Source organism: Methanolobus psychrotolerans (genome assembly GCF_002243045.1).
Classification (GTDB): domain Archaea; phylum Halobacteriota; class Methanosarcinia; order Methanosarcinales; family Methanosarcinaceae; genus Methanolobus; species Methanolobus psychrotolerans.
This window is the reverse complement of sequence record NZ_MBKP01000009.1, coordinates 44309-68319: the sequence shown is the minus strand read 5'-3', so window position 1 is coordinate 68319 and position 24011 is coordinate 44309. Positions and strand designations below refer to the sequence as shown.

21 protein-coding genes are annotated in these 24011 nt (G+C 42.7%); 15 read left to right on the top strand and 6 right to left on the bottom strand.

Going from position 1 to position 24011, the window contains the following annotated elements; genetic code table 11:
- Positions 1–13: 13 nt before the first annotated feature.
- The 3 genes from BB781_RS15620 (at position 14) to BB781_RS04980 (ending at position 7647) form a co-directional block, all read left to right on the top strand.
- Complete coding sequence (locus BB781_RS15620; RefSeq protein WP_164997785.1) at positions 14–250, top strand: hypothetical protein; 237 nt, start codon at positions 14–16, stop codon at positions 248–250.
- A gap of 210 nt (positions 251–460) precedes the next feature.
- Entirely contained in the window at positions 461–6868 is a 6408-nt protein-coding gene (locus tag BB781_RS04985; protein WP_094227401.1) for an RICIN domain-containing protein, read from the top strand.
- A 47-nt stretch (positions 6869–6915) separates the two neighbouring features.
- Positions 6916–7647: a hypothetical protein gene (locus BB781_RS04980; RefSeq protein WP_094227400.1), complete on the top strand. Its 732-nt coding sequence runs from the start codon at positions 6916–6918 to the stop codon at positions 7645–7647.
- 44 nt (positions 7648–7691) lie between these two features.
- Here BB781_RS04980 and BB781_RS04975 read toward each other — a convergent pair whose 3' ends face one another.
- Together BB781_RS04975 and BB781_RS04970 are read right to left on the bottom strand one after the other, a co-directional pair.
- A complete protein-coding gene (locus BB781_RS04975) occupies positions 7692–10520 on the bottom strand; it encodes a M1 family metallopeptidase (protein WP_094227399.1) in 2829 nt (942 codons plus the stop codon).
- A gap of 177 nt (positions 10521–10697) precedes the next feature.
- On the bottom strand, positions 10698–12815 hold the full coding sequence (locus tag BB781_RS04970) for an ATP-binding protein (RefSeq protein WP_094227398.1): 2118 nt from the start codon (positions 12813–12815) through the stop codon (positions 10698–10700).
- Between the two features lie 501 nt (positions 12816–13316).
- Between BB781_RS04970 and BB781_RS04965 the strand changes: the two genes are divergently transcribed.
- The 9 genes from BB781_RS04965 to BB781_RS04945 all read left to right on the top strand — a co-directional run bounded on the left by BB781_RS04965 (position 13317) and on the right by BB781_RS04945 (position 19024).
- Positions 13317–15638, top strand: coding sequence for a tetratricopeptide repeat protein (locus tag BB781_RS04965; RefSeq protein ID WP_094227397.1), 2322 nt, complete (start codon positions 13317–13319; stop codon positions 15636–15638).
- A gap of 20 nt (positions 15639–15658) precedes the next feature.
- Positions 15659–15829, top strand: a complete 171-nt coding sequence (locus BB781_RS15615; RefSeq protein WP_164997784.1) for a hypothetical protein — start codon at positions 15659–15661, stop codon at positions 15827–15829.
- A 24-nt stretch (positions 15830–15853) separates the two neighbouring features.
- Complete coding sequence (locus BB781_RS15610) at positions 15854–16024, top strand: hypothetical protein (RefSeq protein ID WP_164997783.1); 171 nt, start codon at positions 15854–15856, stop codon at positions 16022–16024.
- A 299-nt stretch (positions 16025–16323) separates the two neighbouring features.
- Complete coding sequence (locus BB781_RS04960; protein ID WP_094227396.1) at positions 16324–17583, top strand: ATP-binding protein; 1260 nt, start codon at positions 16324–16326, stop codon at positions 17581–17583.
- Between the two features lie 140 nt (positions 17584–17723).
- Positions 17724–17921, top strand: a complete 198-nt coding sequence (locus BB781_RS04955; protein ID WP_242492532.1) for a hypothetical protein — start codon at positions 17724–17726, stop codon at positions 17919–17921.
- A complete protein-coding gene (locus BB781_RS15605) occupies positions 17918–18070 on the top strand; it encodes a hypothetical protein (protein WP_164997782.1) in 153 nt (50 codons plus the stop codon). The genes BB781_RS04955 and BB781_RS15605 overlap by 4 nt, the downstream gene beginning before the upstream one ends.
- A 42-nt stretch (positions 18071–18112) precedes the next feature.
- The gene (locus BB781_RS15600; RefSeq protein WP_164997781.1) at positions 18113–18256 is read left to right on the top strand and encodes a hypothetical protein; all 144 of its coding nucleotides are present in this window, start codon (positions 18113–18115) and stop codon (positions 18254–18256) included.
- 82 nt (positions 18257–18338) lie between these two features.
- On the top strand, positions 18339–18545 hold the full coding sequence (locus BB781_RS04950; RefSeq protein ID WP_094227395.1) for a type II toxin-antitoxin system HicB family antitoxin: 207 nt from the start codon (positions 18339–18341) through the stop codon (positions 18543–18545).
- A gap of 98 nt (positions 18546–18643) precedes the next feature.
- Positions 18644–19024: an RNA-guided endonuclease InsQ/TnpB family protein gene (locus BB781_RS04945; protein WP_340637511.1), complete on the top strand. Its 381-nt coding sequence runs from the start codon at positions 18644–18646 to the stop codon at positions 19022–19024.
- Between the two features lies 1 nt (position 19025).
- On the opposite strand, the gene BB781_RS04940 is transcribed toward BB781_RS04945, so the two are convergent.
- Both BB781_RS04940 and BB781_RS04935 read right to left on the bottom strand, forming a co-directional pair.
- Positions 19026–19292, bottom strand: a complete 267-nt coding sequence (locus tag BB781_RS04940; RefSeq protein WP_094227394.1) for a type II toxin-antitoxin system RelE family toxin — start codon at positions 19290–19292, stop codon at positions 19026–19028.
- Positions 19293–19303: 11 nt separating this feature from the next.
- Complete coding sequence (locus tag BB781_RS04935; RefSeq protein WP_094227393.1) at positions 19304–19501, bottom strand: hypothetical protein; 198 nt, start codon at positions 19499–19501, stop codon at positions 19304–19306.
- A 143-nt stretch (positions 19502–19644) separates the two neighbouring features.
- Here BB781_RS04935 and BB781_RS16330 point away from each other — a divergent pair, with 143 nt between their 5' ends.
- Together BB781_RS16330 and BB781_RS04930 are read left to right on the top strand one after the other, a co-directional pair.
- On the top strand, positions 19645–19770 hold the full coding sequence (locus BB781_RS16330) for a hypothetical protein (RefSeq protein WP_277985484.1): 126 nt from the start codon (positions 19645–19647) through the stop codon (positions 19768–19770).
- Between the two features lie 340 nt (positions 19771–20110).
- A complete protein-coding gene (locus BB781_RS04930; RefSeq protein WP_129582631.1) occupies positions 20111–20290 on the top strand; it encodes a hypothetical protein in 180 nt (59 codons plus the stop codon).
- Positions 20291–20317: 27 nt separating this feature from the next.
- On the opposite strand, the gene BB781_RS15595 is transcribed toward BB781_RS04930, so the two are convergent.
- On the bottom strand, positions 20318–20485 hold the full coding sequence (locus tag BB781_RS15595) for a hypothetical protein (RefSeq protein WP_164997780.1): 168 nt from the start codon (positions 20483–20485) through the stop codon (positions 20318–20320).
- A 492-nt stretch (positions 20486–20977) separates the two neighbouring features.
- Between BB781_RS15595 and BB781_RS04925 the strand changes: the two genes are divergently transcribed.
- Positions 20978–22558 (top strand): RNA-binding domain-containing protein, encoded by a 1581-nt coding sequence (locus BB781_RS04925; protein WP_242492531.1) that lies wholly within the window; start codon positions 20978–20980, stop codon positions 22556–22558.
- 1059 nt (positions 22559–23617) lie between these two features.
- Here the strand turns inward: BB781_RS04925 and BB781_RS16325 are convergent.
- Complete coding sequence (locus tag BB781_RS16325) at positions 23618–23740, bottom strand: hypothetical protein (protein ID WP_277985483.1); 123 nt, start codon at positions 23738–23740, stop codon at positions 23618–23620.
- Positions 23741–24011 lie beyond the last annotated feature (271 nt).

Below are 24011 nucleotides of genomic sequence, written 5' to 3'. Positions count from 1 at the left end.
GAACGACTCTGACGTGGACCTGGCAATGAAGATACTAAGAGAAGCTGTTGTCACCTCAAGGTTCGTGTACATATCACCCTCCAGACCGGTGACTATTCTTTTGAACGATTACCCCTTCTACAAAGGCCTGAAAGCGAGGGCATATGTGAACGACCTCAGGGACGAGTTCGTTTTCAGATCGGATATACCCGAAGAACATGGAACGAGTTCTATAAAAGAGGTATCAAGCCTCCAAAAGTGCATATTATGAACTGTGTGGAACACAATTGAGATCAAACTCTTTGTAAACAATCTGTGTTTCACAAGTGAACTTCAGATCGCCTGACAACTCCTAGTGTGCAATAAATATCTTCCAACGATACTCAAAATAGACATATATACGAATTAATTATTATATATTAACTGATAAACAATTAGAACTTATTAGAAAAGTAAATATAACTCAAAAATACATATGAGTATGGAAATCAAAGTTTCAACGGGAGTTGAACTTACCATTAAAGCTACCAGAATTATCAGTAAGTACTGTGTTTATTGCAAATTGATCCTTCAGTTATTTGCACTATTTACAATTCTTCAATTGATAGGGGCAGGTATCTATCCGGCATTAGCTGCCTCCAGTAATGACGCATTTTACAATTCGACCAACGAACCGGCATCCATATCTCCTGTTGAAGTTTCCGCGCTGAACGCCATTGCCCAATCCATCACTTTTGCCAACCAGCGCGACACAGGCATTGATCTTGATGCTTTGATGGCTGCCATACCTGTTGAAAGCGACGGTGAAGGAGTATCTTCAGAGCCTGTGACCCTTGCAACCGATTTTTCCGATATCGACATGAACCTGGAAAAATACGGACCTGATAATGACGGTGACGGTATCCCTGATTCTATCGAAATGGTACTGGGAACCGACATCAATAACACTGATTCTGATTTTGACAGGCTGGACGACCTCTTTGAGATAGAAAATGGCCTTGATCCCCTTAATCCCGACTCAAACTATGACGGGCTTCCGGATTATTATGAGGTTCACGGCTCTCCTTATGCAGACATAGACGGTGACGGATTTGAAAATGCCTGGGACCTTGATAATGACAACGACGGCGTGATCGATGCCCTTGACCTCTCACCTTTTTCAAGATCCATATCAAGTGAGAGTTTTGAATTCAACCTTACAACTAACGGGAATCCCACTTACCTGAACTTCCAGATACGTCCTGAAGATCCGGAACACCTTAAAATGCTTTCCCAGAGCTGGGACTGGCCCGATGATGCCCTGGGAACGATGAAAGACCTTAACAGTTCTAAAAATGATGTTACTATAACGCCAATGCTTGAACTCACAGTACCTGTGGATTGCAAGATCGTTTCATTTGACAGCGGAGAATGCCTGGAGCTCCTTAATGCCAGCCAGGATGATATGGCAAACGTTACCATGGGGATCTACACCGGCGAGGACTATCAGCTATGGAGGCTGGAGCAGGTGGAGGAGAGCTATTACAGTATAATCTCAGCTGACAGTGGCAAATGCCTTGAGATATTCAATGCCAGTCAGGATGATATGGCAAATGTCACTGTGGGCAATTACACCGCACATGACCATCAGCTATGGAAACTGGAAATGGATAGCAACGGACTCTACAAAATAGCTCCCAAGCACAGTGGAAAGTGTCTGGAGACAAACTCCACGTCCAATGTGAGCATATACCAGAACCCATGCCAGGAAACAGACAGACAGCTCTGGGAGCTTGAACTTGTCGGCGGGATCCTGTCTGACCGTGATGCTCTTGAAGATTACGGTATCATTACCACTTTGAGTAAGGCATATGTCCCTCTTTCAGCTGTGAAAGACTTTGGAAATACTGTTGCTCTGAATGGACGTATGTTCTATCCACAGGATTCAGCAGCTGAAACGGTCACACAGGCACAACTTACGTGGATGGTCAGAGGACAGACAGACAGACCAAAGAAGGTATCTTTGAAAACACACAAGGGCCAGTATGTTTCGGTGGACGGCGCAACCTCAGAACTTGTTGCAAAAAGTACCTCCGTTACAAATAATGAGATCTTTGATATCGTATATCTCAATAACAATAAAGTAGCATTGAAAACCCCTGATGACAAATATGTTTATGCTGCAAATGGCGGCGGGAAAGAACTGATAGCAAACAGTACGGAGATCGGTGAGTGGGAAATATTTGAGCTACTTGACCTTGAAAATGACAGGATCGCATTGAAAGCCAATAGCAGCCAGTATTTATCCGCAGAGGATGGAGGGGGAAAAGGAATTGTTGCCAATAAGGATGAAAGGAAAGATTGGGAGTCATTCACTCTGATGACCCATGAATATGAATCCGTAACAACGACCCTGGCAACTTATAATGACAGATTCATGCTCACCGGTTTTAATGTTGAAGAGAACTATGGTTCTGATTTCGGTATTTTTTTCAGCGAGGACAAAGAGCACGTCTTTGAAGCAGGTCTTGTCCTCTCTTATGCATTCCTTAGGGATCAGAACCCCCTGGACAGGATGCCTGATGAATTACGGGATGAATATAATATCACAATAAATTATGAAACAGGTTCTTCCAGCCATCAGGATGAAGCCCTGGCAGTGATCACAGGTGAAATAACGCCTGCTATACTTTCGTCCTTACCTGCCGACATGATCCTGCCTGTAATTGCTGTGTTTGAAGATGATTTCCGGCACATGGCAATGGACGACCTGGCTTTGGAGTCGTATATAACAGGGAACAATTTTGATATAAAGCTCAAAGAACAGCCCCTGATAACCACAAAGGGCATGAAGATGAGCTGGTACGAAACAGGTACAAATGTGATCATCGCAACTGAAGATATGCTGGAGGAGGTCCGTCAATGGGGAAATTCCGAGAACCTTGACAGGGAAACAGTTGCAACGCTCATGAACCTGATGATCGCCTGGGAAACAGGGGAATCCACTGTCACTAAAATAGGTACCGTTGAAACGGATTTCAGTTTTCCGGAAGGAAATGAAGTCCTTGATGCAATAGACAGTTATGGAATAGCAGCAATTGAGCTTGTTTGTAGTCTAATAATAGGAGGAGTTGCACTCTACTCTTACCTCACTTTCGTCAGGCTTGAACCGCTTGCGCTGACAGGGGGCCAGACAAGCTGGAGACTCATGAAAGCAATGACCGAATCGATCTCAAAGATAAGCAGTGGGTTCATGGGAGCCGTTAACAGGACCGCCAGCGTTCTTGGAGCCATCGCATGGGTCGTCGTTGGTGCCATAGCCTTCTATGCATTCTGGTCAATAGCAGCTAGTGAGGGGTGGTCAGGATATGGTATATTTGTTGGGACCTTATATGCCACACTTATGGTCCTATATGCAATCGTCCTGATGGCCATAGCTTCGATACCTGTGGTCGGGTGGGCCATCGCAGCAATAGTTGCTCTTTCAGATCTGATATTCGGCTGGATATTTGGCAAAGGATGGTCACAGATGCTCTTTGAATGGTTTATCGGACTTTTCACGGATGTAAGGGTCAAAACCGAAGCAGACCTGAAGATACTGAGTACTTCTGTGAAGGTGATAGATCATACTGATAACGGTCTTACCGAAGGTGATCGCATCGAGCTGGAGAGCCGGTTTGAAGGGATCATTACAAGGACATCACGAGGTTCATTTACAAATCTCCAAAATAGCTATATCAGTCCGCAATACAAGTACAGCTCCGAGTACACGCTTGCAGGCAACAGTTCTACTGAAGAGGGCGCAACCACCTATCTGAATAGTTACCTGAGGAAAGAAACAGAATATAAAGCTAACCTGTGGATAGAGCCTGAAGCCGCCGTCAACTTCCCGTTCAAGTTCTGGCTGAGTTCGGACTTCAAGGTTTATTACGATAAATGCTGGTGGCTCTTTGGTTGGCATTGCAGCGAGAAGAGCAACACAGGAACATCTGATTCAGACCCGTCTACTCTCTATTTCGATGTTATGCCTAATGATCTCGAAAGCTTCGTACTGTGGACGGCAATTTCATCCAATGATATTGATGGGGATGGCGTTCTCAATCCGGATGAACTGGGCATTGGAAGCTCCCAGATCAGATGGGATACTGACAATGATGGCCTCTCCGATGGATATGAGATCGAATATGGCACCTCACCTGTCAACAAAGACACCGATGGAGACGGGCTTGAGGACGGGCTTGAACTGCGCTATGGATATGATCCGCTCAACATGGATACCGATGGAGACGGACTCAGCGACTTTGAAGAGCATCGTGGCTGGGATATCGAATTCGAGTTATATGACCAGACATTTACCCGTCATGTATGGTCAAGCCCCCTGAAGCAGGATACTGACGATGACGGCCTGAGTGACTTCAGTGAATTCCTCAAAGGACTGAACCCCCATTCAAAGGATACGAACGGCAACGGCATCCCGGACCCTGATGATCCTAACTTCATATCAAAAGCATACATAAGCAATGTTGACCTGAACGGCATGGGTAGCAGCATAAAGGCGGATAAGGGAACGAATATCACGGCAGTTATTGATTACACTCTGACAGGAAAAGCAGATCCTGCTTCAAATAACACCAGTGAGCCTGCAAGATGCTGGCTGCTTGTGAGCCTGGACAATTCCACGGTGCATGAGGAAATATACAATGGCACACCTTCCATTGGCACTGAGACATCCGGGTCTGCCACTTTGTGGTTCAATGCCTCAAACAGCACAGATGTCTTTAAGTTGCGCTTCTATCAGACCTGGAACCTATCCCTGCCTGCACCTCCTGAAGAAGATAGGGATGTCATAGGGATAATCGATACCCACGATTATCCTGCAAAGGAACAGGGCTGGGTGAATTCCGGAGAGGACAGGGACAGGGACAGTCTCATAGATGTGAATGAACAGATAGGCTGGCCTGTACAAATTACCAATTCAACAGGTACGTACACTATCCATGTGACCAGCGATCCGCGATTCAAGGACAGTGATTTTGACGGGCTGGATGACCATACAGAGTGTTACATCGCATTGTCTGATCCCCGTAATCATGATTCAGATACCGATGGCCTGAGTGATTATGTGGAGTACATTCTTGGCACCGACCCCAGAAGTTATGATACCGATGGCGATGGGCTGGACGATGGCACGGAGATATTCTGGGGAAGCAGCCCGTTGATAATGGATACAGATGGTGATGGACTGGATGATCTGGATGAGTACCTTCTATCCTCAAACCCCCTGAAGGCGGACACAGACAACGACGGTCTGACCGATCTTGAAGAATATGGATTCGGATCCGATCTGCTCAAACCCGATTCCGATGATGACGGCCTGTTCGACTACCTTGAATGGGTCTACGGTACAGACCCGCTTGACCCTGATACTGATGGCGATGGACTGGATGACGGGCATGAGGTGCATGGCACGGGAACAGATCCTCTGTCAGAGGACACAGACCTTGATGGCCTTAAGGACCCGGTGGAACTGGAGCTGCTTACAAACCCACTTTCAGCAGACACGGACAATGACGGATTGACCGATCTACAGGAAATAAACCTCGGCACAAATCCGTTGAATGAGGATACGGACGGCGATAATCTCAATGATTCACTTGACATGGATTCTTTTATACAGAATGTAAGGAACATCGCTGTGGTATATGATATGAGTGAGGAAAATGAGAATCTGCTGGAGACCTTGAGTACATATACCAACATAACGGTCTATTCAGCAGATGAGCTTATGCTTGATCATACAGATGAGCCATACATCCTGCTGCTTGGCAGACCTGTAGCAGTGAATGGTACTGCAGGTAACATTACCTACAATGTGCTCAGCAACAATGGGAATGTCCTGCCAAATATGCTCACGTCCGATCATGACAGAATGACTGTCAGGCATGGAGTATGGAATGCAACACAGACTGTTGTTATGCTCTCTAAACCCTATATGTATGACTATTGCAGGATACTGGATGCTTTCAGGAGCAAACAGGTCACGGCCTCCGCCAATTCAATGCATGTGGAATATATGGCACCGGGGAATATTTTTGTTGTGGAGTCTGCGGACTCAATAAAAAGGACAGATTCGTCAGCAGGCATGGTTCTTGATGCCAACATAACACCGTGGATAGAACTAAGGATATCTGACTCTTCATCAATCCCGCTGTCCTCGGGCACCGGACTCGCATCAGAAGAGTATGCAATTGGAAAGTATCTGGACATAACGGTAAGTGAGAATATAGAGAATGCCAACGGCAGTATAATGAACAGTACCCTGGTGACCATCTACTACCGTTTCAGCGAACTGGACCGCAACGGTGATGGTGATGTCTCCGATCCTTACGACATCGATGAGAACACACTGTGCATCTATTATTTCAATGAGGACACACGCAGATGGATAAAGCTCCCCTATACAGGGATTCATACTGGAGATGTTGAGATGTACGGTGAGTCTTACGCAGGCTATGTATGGGCAAGAGTATCACATCTATCCTCTTTCTCTCTTGCAGGAAAGTATGTTATGCCAGATACTGGTGGCCCTCTTGACTCCGACCTGGACGGACTACCCAATGTTATGGAGTACAGGATAGGAACTGACCCCTTCAACCCTGACACGGATGGAGACGGCATGATCGATTCACTTGATCCTGATCCCCTTGTGCCTTTCGGGGCAGTTCAGGAAGATGAGATAAAAGCTTTTGATACTCCTGAAGAACCTTCAGGTGATCATGAGATAGTGCACCCTGCCCCGCAGGAAACTGCTTCGGATAAGAAAACATCATTGCCTGCTATGATATGGCTGATACTTGCAGGTATTATAGTTGTATTATCCTACCTGGTACTTTCCAGGAGAAGAGGATGATCCTGCAAAAATTGCATGAAAAATGAATAAAGCAGGGAGTGATCCGGGTGTCATTACCGGAAAGAAAAAGAATAGATACAAAAATACTTGTTTCTCTTGGCATTGCCTGCATTTTGATTTTTTTTGCAGTCTATTATGCTGAGCACAGAGAAGTGAAAAGTGCTTACACGCTTGCTGGCAGGACACTGGAAGCTTCCGGGGATGTCAGTTCCTACCAGTTCGATATCCAAAGTAACATCTCAATGATGGAAGAGTCTTTCTCTCTTATCAGAGGAAATGGTTCTGTAGATTATTCTAATGAAAATATGGCCGTCAGATTAAGATCCATGGCAGATTCAATTGATTTTATAGTTGTTAATGGAACTGCTTATTTAAAAAACGGTGATACTTCATGGGAAACAAAGAAACTGAACCAGAAGATGTGGAGTAGTTATGACCAATTAACAACCACTAACCTTCTTCTGGCAAATTCCACAAACCTGAGCATGGAAAAAACTGATGCATATTTCATCCTCACCGCTTTTCCGGACAATAATGCGTTGATAGCAGAGGCTGAAAAGGCCGGCCTTCAGCTTAAAGGAGATGAACGCCTGAACGAATATTACATAAGATACCTTATTGAAAAAAAAGGTTACCGTATCATATCAATAGAAAGCCATATCGAATTCATGATGAATATACAAGGTCTGATGTCACCGGTAACTATAAACAACCGTGTTGATGTTTATAATTACAATGCTAAGATAGAGATCGAAGCACCGCCCATGAAAGCAGATTAAGTTTTATATACTTGCATAAAAAAACCTGAAGTGGTTTTCAGGTTTTAACCCAGATTAACATTCCCATTGACCGATTCATATCTTTTCACGGCTTTTGGAGAATTAAGCAGTATCTTCCTGATCCTGTTGTACACGCTTGGTGTATGATCCGGATCAAGTCTGATCAGGAAAACAACCATCATTCCCACCAGAGGTATGTGATATTCATCTTCCATTTTATCAATGTTGGCAAGGACGTTGAGTATGTTCACGGTATTGTACTCATTGACCTCTGCCAGCCTGAAAACTATATCCTCAAGCAATTTTCGTCCCTTTTCGGTTTGCAGAGATTTCTTTCGGTTCAATGCAAAACTTCCATAAAGAGCTCTCTGGTCATTTGCCTGCTCTAGCCTAAAAGCATTGCATTGTTCAACCTGCCTTACCAGGTCAAACACATCATCACTACTATTGCTTCCTATGACCCTCAGGAAAGCTTCCCAGCTTACTGGGTGTTTTTCTGCTTCTTTCTGGAAAGCTTCCAGAAGTGCAATCCTGTCAGGTGCGGAACTATTTAGATAATAACTGAAAGCGCTTAATTTATCCGTTGCGTTTTGGGCCATCTCAAACTGTTGCCTTATCATATCATGTACTATGGGAGTATCAAGGATTGAAAGGATAGAAAGACATGTATTCTTTACCTGGCGATCCTTGATCGCATTTACCTGTTCGGTCAGATGATCAGTACTTTTATTATCCGTTCCATTGTATATCTGGTAGAGCGATATTAGGGAATCACCATGTCTGCTTGCTATCGCTTTAAGAAGTCTTTGCCTGACCTCATATAACAACTGATACCTCTGTGCAAGTTCCTCATCCTCCACGGATTCAAAGATCGTCAGGAACTGAGCCCCTGCTTCCTTCATCAGGTCATTATCCAGGATGAGCTCATGATAGAGGTCTGTGAAATATTTTGAGGGGACATGATTGGAGTCCTCGATCAGTTTCATTTTTTCCATATCCACTATCTTGTAGAATGCAATGAACCTGTTTATCGGATCCCGGTCCTTTTTGGCCTGCAAGATCAGCTCATCAATGCCCACGTCGTAAACTACTTTCCCAAAAAAAGTATACCCCCGGTTAAGGGATAAAAAAGCAGGTTTGTCCACATCAGTGATAACTATCTTTTTCTCCTTACCCTTCATACGCTCCATAACATCGGCAAGATCATTCCCTTCCTTGTCTACAAGAGCTGCACATACAGGGAATTCCCGGAATGTTTTACCATCTGGAACTTTCTGTTCTAAGAATAATGTGAAAATTCTTTCTTTTTCATTATAGGATGCTTTTACATGGACTAGCGGGAACTGTGTCTGTTTCAGCCAGGTCCTTGCCATGTCTTTAAATTCCTGTCCCGAAACTTCTTCCATTACTTCGATCCAGTCCCAGCTGGAGGCGTTTGAGTGTTTATATCTGGAATGATAGACATTCAGCGCCTTGACAAATGTTTCTTTTCCCATCAGGGTTTCTATCATACGTACAAATTCCGGAGATTTTACATATGTAACTGCACTGATAAGATCATCCGGATCGTTGAATCCTTCCGGAATGATAGGCATGGAAGCTGCTCCCATGTCAATGGCAAAGGTTCCAAAGCCAGGAGCCAGAAAATCAAGGACTTCCTGAAGACGACTATATGTTTCGCCAAAATGGTATGCGTGATACATTCTCTCTATATGAACGGTAACTGCCTCGTTAAGCCATATTTCAAAAGGACTTTTCCCTGTTACCTCTGAACCGTTCAGGTTGTGGTAGAATTCATGGACCTTTACCCTCATCATATACTCAAAAGCACTGTCTGTCATGTGGGAGAATGGCATTATGCGATTGGTGCTGATGGTTGTATTCCCTACATTTTCCATACCACCAAAATTGGAATTCTGCATACCGACCTCTCTGTAAACAGTACCAGTATACTTGTATCCTGTCTGGATCGATCCTACTTTCTTCTTTAGTTCTTCCCTGATCTTTTCGATTTTCTCACCAGCACCTTCATCATCTTTTTTAAGAAGGTCCCTTTCTTTGATCATATTCATGATCTCTCTGCGTTTTTCAAGCTGATCGTATTGCTCAGGACCTGTGAAAAGATGGATCCACATAATAGAATCGTAGAGGACATCAAGAGCTCTCCGGGCTATAAGAGGAACAGAGCCAGGAGGCACCAGCAATTCCAGGTAAAAGGTGTGCCCATCCGGATATTCGAATTCTCTCTTGAATGTGTCATAGGTGCCTACACCCAGGAAAAAGAGATAAGTTGCCATAGGGGTAATTGAGTTGTCATAGATGATCATGTCCCTTCCGTTCCCAACCGAATGCCTTGCCTCTATAATGTCGCCATTGGTTATGAGATTGGTATATCTCTCATCGGCGATGATGGTTGTAGTGTAAGTGCATTTGGCTACCATATCATCTATACAAGGTACGATCCTCTGGAATCCCCATTGCTGACATTGGGTAATCTGTTGTGGCGGAGCGCCTGCCGGAGTTTCATCATAATAGAGACCTTCCAGTATATTTTTAGTAGGTCTGCAGATGGTCTGGGTGTTTATCAAGATCCCGGTGTTCTCAGGTACTGTCTGGCCGAATTTGATCAACAGGACATCATCTTTTTTCCTGTATTCATGATCAATATGATATTCTCTGCAACTAACTGATAGGACCTCAAGGTTCTTGCAATTCAGCTCAATTTCATTGATGGGATTATCAAGAGTTTGCACTTTCAGATGGGATGTTACCTTTGTATGATCAGCAAACATATCGAAAAGAAGGTCCATGTGTAATACTTTTACAGTTAATTCTCCAAAATCTTCCGGATAATATTTGTATATTTTTTCCATCAAATCACCTCTGATTAAATTACATGCACATATCAGTAAAGTCGTTAATATCACTGAATGATCAAATGCAACCTTTTAACATAATTCTCTTCTCAATATCCTTGGCCAGGAAGAACTGAAATGTACGGATTTCTGAGATACCTTTTCAAGATTCCCAAAACCTTCTCTGCAAGCTTCTCATCTGCTAGCATTGACCCGATCTGCAATTGTGAACGTAAAAGTACTTCCCTTTCCTTCTTCGCTCTTAACCCGGATATTCCCTTTGTGCATTTCAACAAACTGCTTGACAAGAGAAAGTCCCAATCCAGTTCCACCATGCTTCCTTTTGTTCGATCCATCGATCTGTGTGAAGGGAGTGAATATATCTTTCAGCCTATGTTCAGGGATTCCAATCCCAGTATCTGAGACAGATACACAAATCCCGTTGTCCGTCTTTTTTGCGACAACAAAGACTTTACCATTATCGGATGTGAATTTTATGGCATTACTGAGAAGATTGTACATGATCTGAATGAATTTCTGTCTGTCTGCGAATATTTCATCTGTCGGGATTTTATTTTCAATGTTAATACTGATGTTTTTCCTTGATGCTATTTGAGCCATCTGTGTAAAGATCTCGTCAAATACTTCAGTAACAGAAAATTCCTCGCATTTAAGATCCATTTTTCTGGCTTCTATCTTTGACAGGTCAAGAATATTGTTTATAAGCTCCAGAAGATGCTTACCACTTTTGCTGATATTATTAGCATATCTAAGCTGCTTCTCTGTCAGTTCACCAAACATAGCATTACTCAACATCTCTGAAAAACCAATTATTGCATTAAGTGGAGTTCTTAATTCGTGGCTCATGTTTGCAAGGAATTGCGACTTTGCTTTGTTAGCATATTCAGCTTCCAGTTTAGCCATCAACAGATCCTTCTCTGCCTGTTTGCGCTCGGTGATGTCCATTGAGATAAGAGTAAGACCTGTTACATATCCCTCGTCGTCTTTAAGAGGGCTATAAGTATTGGAATACCAGCACCTGTTGAGTGATAGATCGCCATATTCTTCAATACTGGTGAATGCTTCACCAGCGAGTACCCTGTCAAAATTAACTTTTGCTTTCTCCCTATATACAGGATCTTTGATGTAACCGAGCATGCTAACGCCAAGTTCGATCCTGACCCCCCATATATGCTCTATAGTTGCCTGATGATTTTTGTTGAAGGCAAGATATCGGTTTTCCCTGTCAAGAGCGAATATACCTATATCTTTTGGGCTTTCAAGTACTCCCTGCAAAAGATTGTATGCCTGCCTGTACTTCCTTTCAGTTTGTTTCAGCTTTTCTTCTGCAATTTTTTGCTCGGTGATATCATGGACAAAACCATCAACAGTAAATGATCCACCATTCAATCCACTGTTTTTTCTCAAGTTCATTAATAGCCATCTGTGCTTGCCATCTGAACGCAAAGCCTCAAATTCAAAATGATGAACATATCCCTTCTTTTTGATTTGGTTAATCAGTTCTTCACTGCGCCTGGGATCAATATAGAACTGTTCCCCTATATTCTCGATGTAACTGCTGACTTGATCAGGAGTATTCAGACCCAAAATAAGGGCCATTTCCGGATTGGTTTGGATCACTTTCCTTTCGGAACTTATACGGAACATCCCTACAGGGACATTATCAATGAAATTTTGAAGCTTTTCTTCATTCTCTTTCAAAGCATCCTGGATTTTTTTGCGGGACAACTGATTTTTCAGAAGGCTTCCCAGTAACACCGTCCCAATGGGATATATCAACATTACTGGAACACTTATAGATCTTAGAACTTCAAAAGCATATGGCCACGGAAGCAGCAACATGCAAATAAGCATGAAAATATGGACAAGAATACCAAAAATGTATAGATCAAATATGCCAAAGAGTTTTTGAAGTCTTTCATGAAATCGTCTCCATAGTAGTCCCAATACCACAGAACATATTGTTACAGATATACCGACCACAGCTCCAACGCCACCCTGATAGAGGCGATGAGAAACGACCATAAGTGCTCCAATGACTGCAGGAATAGATCCAAAGAATAGAGCAACGATGCTAAGTAGAATCGAACGCGTGTCATAGAATAATCCAGGGGAAAGTTCCCATGGATTTAGCATCAAAGCAATGCCTATCAGCCCAATGATCATCCCTGAAGCTATACTTTTCAAGCGTGTGCTGATATCAATATTAAAGAAAAAAACATCGTAAAGGACACCGATAGCTAGAAGTAAAGCCGCATTGTTTACAAGGGGTATTAACATTTCAGTATTCATACGACACCTTTCATCAAAAAGGACCTGGGTATTCTAAAATGTGAGATTTACTGTGGCTGCACATTATACATGGCACACGTATGTGCTGTAATGTATACAATTACCGTGATAATATAAAAAAGAATGTCTATTAAATTTTGAGAGATGTGGTTCTGTGCGATCCTATTGGGAACTAAATTGTTTTGGCATGATCTCTCCTAAGATCACATGAATATTTTCAGCTTAAATTTAAAAGTTTTCACTGCTAATCTGCTAGTTTTTAGAAGATATTTGTATTATCTTATCTAAACTATAATATACCGTAGAAGCGGTGAAGCTGTAGCAGTATTATTATTTAAACGTTTTTTTCTGATTTTCATGTAGATCTGTCTTTCAAAGATGTTGAAACTGTATACAAATACTCATACAATATCCGATCAACACATGGAAATGAGATCAACATTGACACACAGGATGCCGAAATATAAAAATATATAACTATCTTTAACCCTATCTATTTCCATGTCAAAACAGGTCATAGATTCTATCTATCGCTCGATGAGGTCTGTTTCTGCCCATATCGGAAAGGGAAACTACCAAAAAGCCCTTGATATCCTGGAAAAGGCCGAAAAGCAACTGGAAAGCGAAGATGCACCTCAACTTTCCCATATATGCCTGCTGCTGAAAGGAAAGGTGTGTGAGGAAACCGGCAGGCTGAATGAAGCGCTGGATATTTACGAAGGTGCTTTTGAACTTTCATCAGAGCTATTCTTTAAAGACAGTGCTAAATATCACTTACATGAAGCTCTTTCGGATTCTATGCTCTCTGTGGCCCGCATTCTGGGACATATCAATGAGAATGCACTTGCAGAGGGCATCTGTGATAATGAGAAAGCAACATTTGCAAAGATATGCGAGGAATATGCAGGACTCCTTAGCTATAAACCGGATGATATTGAATATTTAAACAATTATCTAAGGATAAGTTCAGGTATCGTATTCTGCCACATGGCGGCTCTGCGGGGTGAAAGCCAGTTGCCGCTGGTACTGGATATCATGAATACCTATGGGAAGATAATGAAACTGGACCCTGATAATCCGGATATTCCTGACAGTCTATATGAGATGACAGAGCAGTTTGCAGACTACTGCATGGATTGCGATTGTATGGGAGAGGCACAACAGGTATATGAGAAACTGCAGGGTATTTCCGAAGACCTTCTTAAAAGCAGGCCGGATGATGTCAGTTTGCTTGGTTTGTTGGCGAATACATATGATCTTATGGCTTCTTTCTACGTTAAGATAAGTGATACGGAAAAAGCGTATCAGTATTACCTGAAATCGCTTTCCGTGCTTGAAAACCGTCTTGGGAGGGAAGATCAAGATATTTTCTACATGCTTTCCCGCAGCAGAATTTTCGGGAAGATGGGACTGCTTTATTCAGGATCAGGAGATTATGATAGCGCAAGATCCTATTATGAGAAGGCACTGGAAACTTTTGAAGATCTTCTTGAGCTGCCGCAGGAGTATGAATTTTTATTTGATGATTATATTGAACTGCTTGAGGGTATTGCCGTATTCTTTGAGGAAAACGAACCATTTGAAGAAGCGGTCAGATGCTATCTGGATGAAGTCAGGGTCTATAATTGCATGATAAAAGCAGGTATCGATGTAACAGATAATGAATTGTGTATTGCAGAGACCTTTGGCCAGATAGCAAAGCTCTATGGATTTGAAGAAGACACGGAAAAAGCAAAAGAATACTATGAAAAGGAGCTGGCTGTTTATGAGGGACTGCTCTTGGAGTACCCCCGGGAGATCGGCTACGAGATAGATATTGCACGTATCCTCGATTCTTTGGGAAACCTTTATTCAGATAGTGGCGGGGAGCTTGCAGAGGGGTATTATGGGAAAGCCCTGGATATATTTAAGCGGATAGAAGCTGAGGTTTCCGGAAAAGAATGGGCATCGCTGGCCTATGCAAGAACCCTGAAAGACCTGGCAAATTTCTATAGCGGCCGGGAGCAATACGAGGCTGCGATTTCCCCCCTGCACCAGGCAATTGTCATTCTGGAGGAAATGGTTAAAAACTCGCCGGATATGGGGGTGTTTTTTAAGGAACTCGGAAACCAGTACAGTGCTCTGGCTGTCATCTATGATCTGGCAGGGGATGCAGCTATGTCCTCAAAGTTCCATTCAAAAGCGCTGGATACGTACTCGCATGCTCTTTTTGATGAGCCCTGTATCCTGTATACCCGGGACAAGCTGGCCAGGGATATTCTGCTGGAAGGCAGCCTTTATATGCGTGATGAAAATTATGAGGTCTCAAGGTCCTATCTGGAACTTTGCCGCACTTATTACGAAAATATCTGCAAAATGGATATGAGCGACTTGGAAATGGTGGAATGTCTTGCCAGGACCCTGCGGCAGATAGGGTTCATTAATTACAGTACCGGCTACCCGGAAGAGGCAATCAGTAATTACCAGAGCTCCTTAGTACTCCTGGAGATTGCAGCAAGGGATAATGCTGATGATATGGTTCTTCTGAGCAATACCGCAACGGTGTATGCATGGCTTGGGGCGGCCTACTGCGCTGTTGACAGGTCTGAGTTGTCAAGACCGGCTTTTGAAAAGTCGATCGATACGCTGGAAGAGATCATCGCAAAATACCCGCAGCAGCGTTACTTGTTCCTTGACATGCAGATAAAAGCTTTTAGCGGATATGCAGATGTTCTCTCCAGAGAAGGAAAGACCGAAGAAGCTGCACGATATGATTCAAGGGTCAAAGAGCTGCGCAGTGAATATGAAAAGTTTTTTCAGGATGATGAATACGTTGACTATTGAACCTGTGGTGTGAACCTCCCATGGCCAGGGTATGTCCTGCCAGGACCGAGATGCTGAGCTGTCCAGGGGCACTTCCTCCTCTTAATAAGGATAATCTGATAGATGTGGGTATATCATCACGAAGATACCTGGTTTTAGTCAATAGCGAACCGCAGATACACTCACCTCTTACAGAGTTGAGTGCCTGCTAAACATCCGTTTAGCAGGTCACGCAGATGCACGCAGATGCACGCAGATTCAAGAAGATACAGGAACCGGATAATAGGGGATCTCCTCAGGGAAGTGTATCTGACAAAAGGCAGGAACCTGTAAAACCAAGGAGCAGGCTCCGGAAGTACAGGACAACCGGGGAGGGAATTGAGGTTTTAAAGAGAAGGGATGAATGAAGCTTAATCCATGATATAAGAACAGGTTAATCATGTTTTTGCATTATGTTGATAACTCTGTTTCTTTGGTGTGTCTGTTGATTTGTTTTGTTGCAGTGCCGGTGGACTGTGCCGCATGCTTCGGGATGGTTTTGGTCGATATGCGTATATGCTTTTCGTATAATGTGCTTTGGAGTATAATATCTCTATTTTAAATGGAGATATTATTGCTATAATATCTATTACTAATGGCAATTTATTAGTAATAATCTCCATTTTAAATGGAAATGTATATAAGCATTCATTGCAGAATGTAATTCATGGACACGAACCAGATAAAGGAGCTCATAGAAGAGCAAAAGCAGGAGTTTGAAATGGAGGTGCCGACAATAAGACGCCAGAAGCTTGAAGAAATAGACAGTTACTCCCAAATTCCTCATATAGTTGTTATTACAGGTCTCAGGCGTGCGGGTAAAAGCACCCTTTTAAAACAGATAAAAAAAAGATACTATCCGGAAGAGAACATCTATTACATGAATTTTGAAGATGAAAGGTTGCTTGACTTCAAAGTAGGTGATTTCAATGCCCTGTATGAATCATTCCTGGAAACATCAAAACAGAGCAAGGTCTTTTTCTTTGATGAGATACAGAACATACCCGACTGGGAAGCATTCGTAAGGCGGATGTATGACCGGGGTTTCAAATTCTACATCACCGGCTCAAATTCTTCTTTGATGAGCAGGGAGCTGGGATCAAAGCTTACCGGAAGACATGTCAAACTCGAACTCTATCCCTTCTCTTTTAAAGAACTGATAGGCTCAAAGGGCATTGAAACCGAAAAGGAGTTTTACCTTACAGAGGAAAGGGCAAGGATAAAAAAAGAATTCAGTCAGTATCTTGAAAATGGTGGTATTCCGGAGTACTATAAATACGGAAATAAAGACATAATCAGGAACCTCTATGATAATATCCTGTACAGGGATATAATCGTAAGATATGGGGTTAAGGACGAGACTGCGATAAGATCTCTTGCATACTATCTGATAACTAACCCCGGAACTGAGGTAAGTTACAACAGGTTAAAGAACGTCCTGGGCATCGGCAGCCAGACCACTGTGAAAAACTATATAGATCACCTGGAGAACTCTTATCTGATCTTCACGATCAATGCTTTTGATTACTCTCTTAAAAAGCAGATATATTCAAAGAAGAAGGTCTATATTATAGATACAGGACTGATGAACGTTCTTGCCTTCAAATTCTCAAAGGATACAGGCAAGATACTTGAGAATATTGTATTCCTTGAACTGAAAAACAGGGGGCATGATATCTATTACCATGTGGATAAGAATGAGTGTGATTTCATACTGATGGAGAAGGGGCATATCATAAAAGCAATACAGGTAACTCAGAGAATGGAAAGATCAAATGAAAAAAGAGAGATATCAGGACTTCTGGAAGCTATGGAAAAGTACGGGCTGAAAGAAGGCCTCATACTAACAGAAGATACACAGGACGCGCTTGAAATGGATGGCAGGAAAATAAGCGTGAGGCCTGTATGGAAATGGTTGCTTGAGTGAAGGTAAAGACTATTCTGCGGATTTTCTTTTTATATCTTTGGTGACGGACTGTGCCGCATGCGGCGGGATGGTTGTTTTGTATTATCCTCTTTGATAGTGAAATAATACTGAAATACTTTGCATCAACTATTTAAGTAAATATGGGAATAATGAAATTGATGACCCTGAATACTCATAACTGTTTAAAAACAAAAAGGTCTTGTTCTAAAGCCGTTGGAGTTGACCTTGTGCCATTGGATAAAAAGACTATCCAACGCATCGAGGAGGCAAAAAAGGACATTAAAGAGGGCAATGTTTGTACTCTTGAAGAACTTAAGGCCGAACTTGGATTTGAATGAGATACGAAGGTGTCTTTACTAATGCTTTTAAAAAGGATATGAAAGTATCCATTCCTTCATATGGCTCGATGCAGACCCTGATCGTTTCACGTATCCTCCATGAGGGTCATGTCGGGGAGCAGCTTTTGGAAGTACAGGACTACGGGTAAGGGATTTGGTCTTTTAAAGCAAAGGGAAATTGAGATCAAGTGATGGTTGTCGGGAATCGGGTGCTTGTGGCTGTTGTTTTTGTATCCGCGCTGATCTTTGGGTTGGTCGTGAGGGACTGTGCCGCCTGCGGCGTATGGTTGTTTTGTATCTGCATGTTTGTTGAACATACACTTATTATAGACTAATTAGCATGGATGAGTGAAAAATGACAAACTTTTTAATGAAATTGGTAACAATTTAATATACCAGAAGTACTGATGAGTAATTATGCAGTACACAATAGTTCTTGAGGTTGCAGAGGAAGGTGGATACACTGCACGCTGTCTGGAGCTTCCGGCAGCGATAAGTGAAGGCGATACTAAAGAGGAAACTTTGGAGAACATCAAAGAGGCCATTGGGCTTGTGCTTGAAGTTACAGCAGAGCAGGCTCGAATTCTTGGTGAGATTGCAAAGGTTGATGTTGTAAGTGCCTGAACTACCAGTTACTTCCGAGCAGCACTCAAAAGAGGCACACTGAATAGTATTCTTAAACAGGCAAACGTCTCACTGGAAGATTTCCTGGATCATTTGAAATAATACTTCATTTCCGGGAGGCTCACTACAGGGTCACATCTGTTCCTTTTTTTTGCAGCGCCGGTGGACCTTGCCGCCTGCGGCGGGATGGTAATCTAATTCAAATCACAAAATACAAAGCGGAAGAAGCTGGTAAGTTTGTAGAATTAGTAAATCCATATAACACATCTCAACTATGTAGCAACTGTGGTCAAAAGGTAGAAAAATCATTAGCGGTAAGAACACACAACTGTCCTCACTGTGGATTAGTTCTTGACCGTGACCATAATGCCGCTATTAATATTCTCAATCGTGCTGTAGGAACTACAGTTCAAGCCTGTGGAATTGAGTCGTTGGACTCGATAATGAAGCAGGAAGCCACCCTATTCATAGGTTGGTAGTTCACAGCCATTTGTAGCCACGTTCACGCTTAATTATCTCGAGTACGTATACATTATCGGTCTCGATCGCAAAAATAGCTCTGTGATCTCCGATGCGTAGCCTGTAAAGGTCTTGCCGGCCTTTTGTACCTTTCAGTTTTTTGACATCGTTATCTAATGGGTTGTTCTCCATTTTTCGAAGGCCTTCTACAAGCCGTGTTTTTGTTTCAGGATCAAGCGAATTCAAAAACTTCCTGACATGTGGATGCATACTTACTTTGTAGCTCATTTAAGTCTCTTTCAGATCTCATCCAGTGAGACAAACTGATCTTTTTCTTCCAGGCGTCTGTACATGCGGTCCATGAATTCCTCCTTGTCCACCGTGTCCATCAAGCGCTCAAGAATATCACTATAGGTATCTCCTTTTAGGCCATAGCTTTTCAGTCTGTCCCGCACCACCTTTGTGGTTGGTATTGTTGTCGCTTCTTTTGTTGTCATTTTCATTTCTTCCTTTTTTTATGGTATATACTGAGTTATAAGTTATTATGTAATATCATTAATACATTATGAGTTCTTATAATTGGTGATTTGCCTGTGAATTTCTTTGATCTTTTAAAGCAAATGGAAATTGAGATCAAGTGATGGTTGTCGGGGATCAGGTGTTTGTGGCTGTTGGTCTTGTATCCGCGCTGATCTTTGGGTTGGTCGCGGGTGTATGTTGCTTGTTGACAATGGAAGGTGCATCCTGCGGCGGGTGGTTGTTTTAGTTCTGTGATTATTTCTGGGTTGTGTTAAAGATCTTGATGATGGCACGGTGCAGGTTGTGGATCTGTTCCGGTATTTTTAAACATTATTGTGTACACAATTATTGTTATGGCAATAAAGTATGAATTTATTCAGTGATGATGGAAGGTGCATCCTGCGGCGGGTGGTTGTTTTGTATCCGTGTTCATCTGTGGTTTTTGTCAATAGCGAACCGCTGATAAACGCAGATGCACGCAGATGTTCATTCTATACCACCAACGCCGATCTGCTACACGTTGCACAATTATAATTCCAAAAATATATATTTGAGTACTAATAATGTAAATATATAGGGGGAATATCATGAAGTGTAAATACTATGACAAGTGTGAACATGCCAGCTCTTCAGCCCTTACCTGCACCAGCAGCGGCGGAGGTACCTATTGCGGCAAGTATCGTGTCTTTTCTGCAGGAGCCTGTGAATGTGGTCATGTTTCCTTTCGCCCCCAGCCCGGCGCCCGTGCAGAAGAGATCCTCGCCTGACCAGGCAGACGGCTAAGCTGTGCAGTTTCACTGCCTGCTTTTCATCCCTTCCATCCCTTTGATCCTTTTTATCCTGCCTCTAAGCCAGGCCAGCCCGAACACCGCCATTACGACCAGCCCGAAGATCTCGGTCATGACCAGCGATAGTATGGCTGGATCACCAATGTCCCCGAGCCTGCCGTAGACCCCGGCCAAAAACTGCCAGAAGGACCCGTATGATGCCTTCCTCTCAAACTCTCACCCCCAGCAGCGGCCACAGGAAGCTACTAACAGATATATATTTTCATCAGAATTCTTCATATTTCCTCTATCTATGAATTGGGTGGTCTCCATGCGCAGAATTCTGATCAAGACCCACGAATTGAAGATGCGGTAAGTATTTGTGAAAAATACGGGAATTGAGTGCTTATGGCTGTTGTTCTTGTATTTGCGCTGATCTTTGGGTTGGTCGCGGGGTGTTTTGTGCGGTGGCGGAAGGTGCCGCCTGTGGCATGTGGTTGTTTGTGTGTTGTATCCGTGCATTCCTGTCCTGTTTGTCCTTAAACTGAAGATAATAACTTTTATTCTGAATGATACTTTTTTGTATCTCTGTTAGACGATAAGGACAAATGTAAGAATGGCTTACTAGTAAAGGAAGATTAACGTTGTCAATACTGAAAGACGTCTTTCCTGAAAAAATATCTAGCTATGATGGATCTGAAGGGAAGAAAGAGAGACAAAAGGAGAACGCATGTAATGCCACTTCCTGTAAATATCAAAGAACTTATTAATGGCCGTACTGTTGAATGGGAGCGCATTGAATTTAAAAAGGGATGGAATCCGGAATCTGTTTTACACAGTATCTGTGCTTTTGCCAATGATTTTAACAATTGGGGCGGCGGTTACATCATTCTGGGGATCGAGGAAAAGAATGGACGACCCCTGTTGCCTCCTTTCGGACTTAAAAGTGAACAAGTAGACCGGATACAGAAGGAATTGCATGAGCTGTGCAATCTGCTATATCCAGCCTATTTTCCGGTTGTTGAACCTATATATTTGCATAATGAACAAATTTTGATCATCTGGGTGCCAGGAGGACAGAACCGCCCATATAAAGCTCCTGTTTCCCTTGGTAAGAGAAAGGAGTATGCATATTATATCCGGAGATTTTCAAAGACCGTAAAGGCTCAGGGGGATGATGAAAGGGAACTGCTGTCTATGACTGCGTCGATACCCTTTGATGACAGGATAAATCACAATGCAAGTATTAACGACCTGAACTTCACCCTCACCAAAGCCCATCTTAAGGTGGTGGGAAGTGATCTTTTGTCCGTGGCTGATTCAATACCGTTTGCTGATCTTTGCAGAAGGATGAATATCGTTGGAGGACCTGATGAGTATATCAGACCAAAGAATGCAGGTCTTTTGTTCTTTAATGATGAGCCTCACAGATTCTTTAAGGGGGCACAGATAGATGTCGTTGAGTTTCAGGATGAGGTAGGGGACAGTTTCACAGAAAGAATATTCACAGGTCCTTTGAGACAGCAGATAGTTTCTGTTCTTGCATATATAAAGAACAATATCATAGCAGAGACTGTACGGAAAGTTCCTGACCAGGCAGAAGCTATACGCTTTTTTAATTATCCCTATGAGGCTTTCGAAGAAGCTCTTGTCAATGCAGTCTATCACAAAAGCTATGAGATATATGAGCCTGTGGAAGTGAGGATCTATCCTGCCAGGATCGAGATACTGAGCTATCCGGGGCCATTGCCTCCTCTGAATAAGGATAATCTGATGGATGAAAATATCTCTTCAAGAAGATACAGGAACCGGATAATAGGTGATTTCCTCAAGGAATTGCATCTGACAGAAGGCAGGAACACTGGTTTTCGGAAGATAAGGAAGGCACTGCTGAACAACGGATCGCCTGGACCTGTATTTAAGACGGATGACGAGAGAAGTTACTTTCTTACTGTTTTAAGAAGCCACTCCGAGGCCCAAGTCGAGGCCCAAGTCGAGGCCCAAGTCGAGGCCCAAGTCAAAATAACAGATACACAAGTGAAGATATTATCCGAATGCACCACTGATCCAAAGTCGAAAAGAGAGATTGCGCAGATGCTGGGGCATTCAGAAGTTTCGGGAAGTGTTAAGAAGGCCATAGCAGAGCTGATAAGATATGATCTGCTGGATTATACGATACCCGAAAAACCAAGGAGCAGACTCCAGAAGTACAGGACTACGGGTAAGGGCTTTGATCTTTTAAAGCAAATGGAAATTGAGATCAAGTGATGGTTGTCCGGGATCGGGTGGTTGTGGCTCTTGTTTTTGTATCCGCGCTGATCTTTGTATTTGCGCTGATCGTTGTTTTTGTCGCGGAGTATGTTGTTTGTTGACGATGGAAGGTGCATCCTGCTGTGGGTTGGTTGTGGGTCTGAGTTACTATGGTGGATGTTGTGGATCTGTTCTGGTAAGTGTTAAGTATTATTGTGTATACAATTATTGTTATGACAATAAAGTTTGACTTTATTCAGTGATGATGGAAGGTGCCGCCTGCGGCGGGTGGTTGTTTTGTATTCGTGTTCATCTGTGGTTTTTGTCAATAGCGAACCGCTGATAAACACAGATGCACGCAGATATTGGTTATTATCATCTGTGTTTATCCGTGTTCATCTGCGGTTTTAGTTAATAGTGAACCGCAGATAAACGCAGATGAACGCAGATATCGTTTATTCTCATCTGTGTTTATCTGTGTTCATCTGTGGTTTTAGTTAATAGTGGACCGCAGATAAACGCAGATGAACGCAGATATTGGTTATTATCATCTGTGTTTATCCGTGTTCATCTGCGGTTTTAGTTAATAGTGAGCCGCAGATAAACGCAGATGAACGCAGATATTGGTTATTATCATCTGTGTTTATCCGTGTTCATCTGTGGTTTTAGTTTTGATAGCGAGCCGCTGATAAACGCAGATAAACGCAGATATTGGCTTTTATCATCTGTGTTTATCCGTGTTCATCTGTGGTTTTAGTTAATAGTGAACCGCAGATAAACGCAGATATTGGTTATTATCATCTGTGTTTATCCGTGTTCATCTGTGGTTTTAGTTAATAGTGGACCGCAGATAAACGCAGATGAACGCAGATATCGTTTATTCTCATCTGTGTTTATCTGTGTTCATCTGTGGTTTTAGTTTTAATAGTGAGCCGCTGATAAACGCAGATGAACGCAGATGTTCATTCTATACCACCAACGCCGATCTGCTACACGTTGCACAATTATAATTCCAAAACTATATATTTGAGTAATAATAATGTAAATATATAGAGGGAATATCATGAAGTGTAAATACTATGACAAGTGTGAACATGCCAGCTCTTCAGCCCTTACCTGCACCAGCAGCGGCGGTGGCACGTATTGTGGCAAATACCGTATCTTCTCTGCAGGGTCTCCTCCAGTTACTCCCACCCCCATTGTTTCCCTATCTCACCCGTGTAACCACACGGGAGAGGTCCCCGGATAGTAACAAATAATAGAGAGAATTACAGAAAATAACCGAACCACCTCTTTCTTTTGTATATGGATGTAGTGTCCCCTGTTTTTTGGTTCATGATCAATTTCTTTATCCATAGTAATATACTTGCGATCCTGCGTGCAAATTTATTCGCAATCCAGCGAACAAACTAAAATATCTGTACATTGTTATATTTAACTTTAATTATAAAACAAATTGCGTACTAATAAG

What these genes read in the sequence shown, in the direction of transcription:
- BB781_RS04985 (WP_094227401.1), top strand. Translation starts at nt 461, where the DNA reads ATGGAAATCAAAGTTTCAACGGGAGTTGAACTTACCATTAAAGCTACC.
- BB781_RS04975 (WP_094227399.1), bottom strand. Translation starts at nt 10,520, where the DNA reads ATGGAAAAAATATACAAATATTATCCGGAAGATTTTGGAGAATTAACT.
- BB781_RS04970 (WP_094227398.1), bottom strand. Translation starts at nt 12,815, where the DNA reads ATGAATACTGAAATGTTAATACCCCTTGTAAACAATGCGGCTTTACTT.
- BB781_RS04965 (WP_094227397.1), top strand. Translation starts at nt 13,317, where the DNA reads ATGTCAAAACAGGTCATAGATTCTATCTATCGCTCGATGAGGTCTGTT.
- BB781_RS15615 (WP_164997784.1), top strand. Translation starts at nt 15,659, where the DNA reads ATGGCCAGGGTATGTCCTGCCAGGACCGAGATGCTGAGCTGTCCAGGG.
- BB781_RS15610 (WP_164997783.1), top strand. Translation starts at nt 15,854, where the DNA reads ATGCACGCAGATGCACGCAGATTCAAGAAGATACAGGAACCGGATAAT.
- BB781_RS04960 (WP_094227396.1), top strand. Translation starts at nt 16,324, where the DNA reads ATGGACACGAACCAGATAAAGGAGCTCATAGAAGAGCAAAAGCAGGAG.
- BB781_RS04955 (WP_242492532.1), top strand. Translation starts at nt 17,724, where the DNA reads ATGGGAATAATGAAATTGATGACCCTGAATACTCATAACTGTTTAAAA.
- BB781_RS15605 (WP_164997782.1), top strand. Translation starts at nt 17,918, where the DNA reads ATGAGATACGAAGGTGTCTTTACTAATGCTTTTAAAAAGGATATGAAA.
- BB781_RS15600 (WP_164997781.1), top strand. Translation starts at nt 18,113, where the DNA reads ATGGTTGTCGGGAATCGGGTGCTTGTGGCTGTTGTTTTTGTATCCGCG.
- BB781_RS04950 (WP_094227395.1), top strand. Translation starts at nt 18,339, where the DNA reads ATGCAGTACACAATAGTTCTTGAGGTTGCAGAGGAAGGTGGATACACT.
- BB781_RS04940 (WP_094227394.1), bottom strand. Translation starts at nt 19,292, where the DNA reads ATGAGCTACAAAGTAAGTATGCATCCACATGTCAGGAAGTTTTTGAAT.
- BB781_RS04935 (WP_094227393.1), bottom strand. Translation starts at nt 19,501, where the DNA reads ATGACAACAAAAGAAGCGACAACAATACCAACCACAAAGGTGGTGCGG.
- BB781_RS16330 (WP_277985484.1), top strand. Translation starts at nt 19,645, where the DNA reads ATGGTTGTCGGGGATCAGGTGTTTGTGGCTGTTGGTCTTGTATCCGCG.
- BB781_RS04930 (WP_129582631.1), top strand. Translation starts at nt 20,111, where the DNA reads ATGAAGTGTAAATACTATGACAAGTGTGAACATGCCAGCTCTTCAGCC.
- BB781_RS04925 (WP_242492531.1), top strand. Translation starts at nt 20,978, where the DNA reads ATGATGGATCTGAAGGGAAGAAAGAGAGACAAAAGGAGAACGCATGTA.
- BB781_RS16325 (WP_277985483.1), bottom strand. Translation starts at nt 23,740, where the DNA reads ATGGGGGTGGGAGTAACTGGAGGAGACCCTGCAGAGAAGATACGGTAT.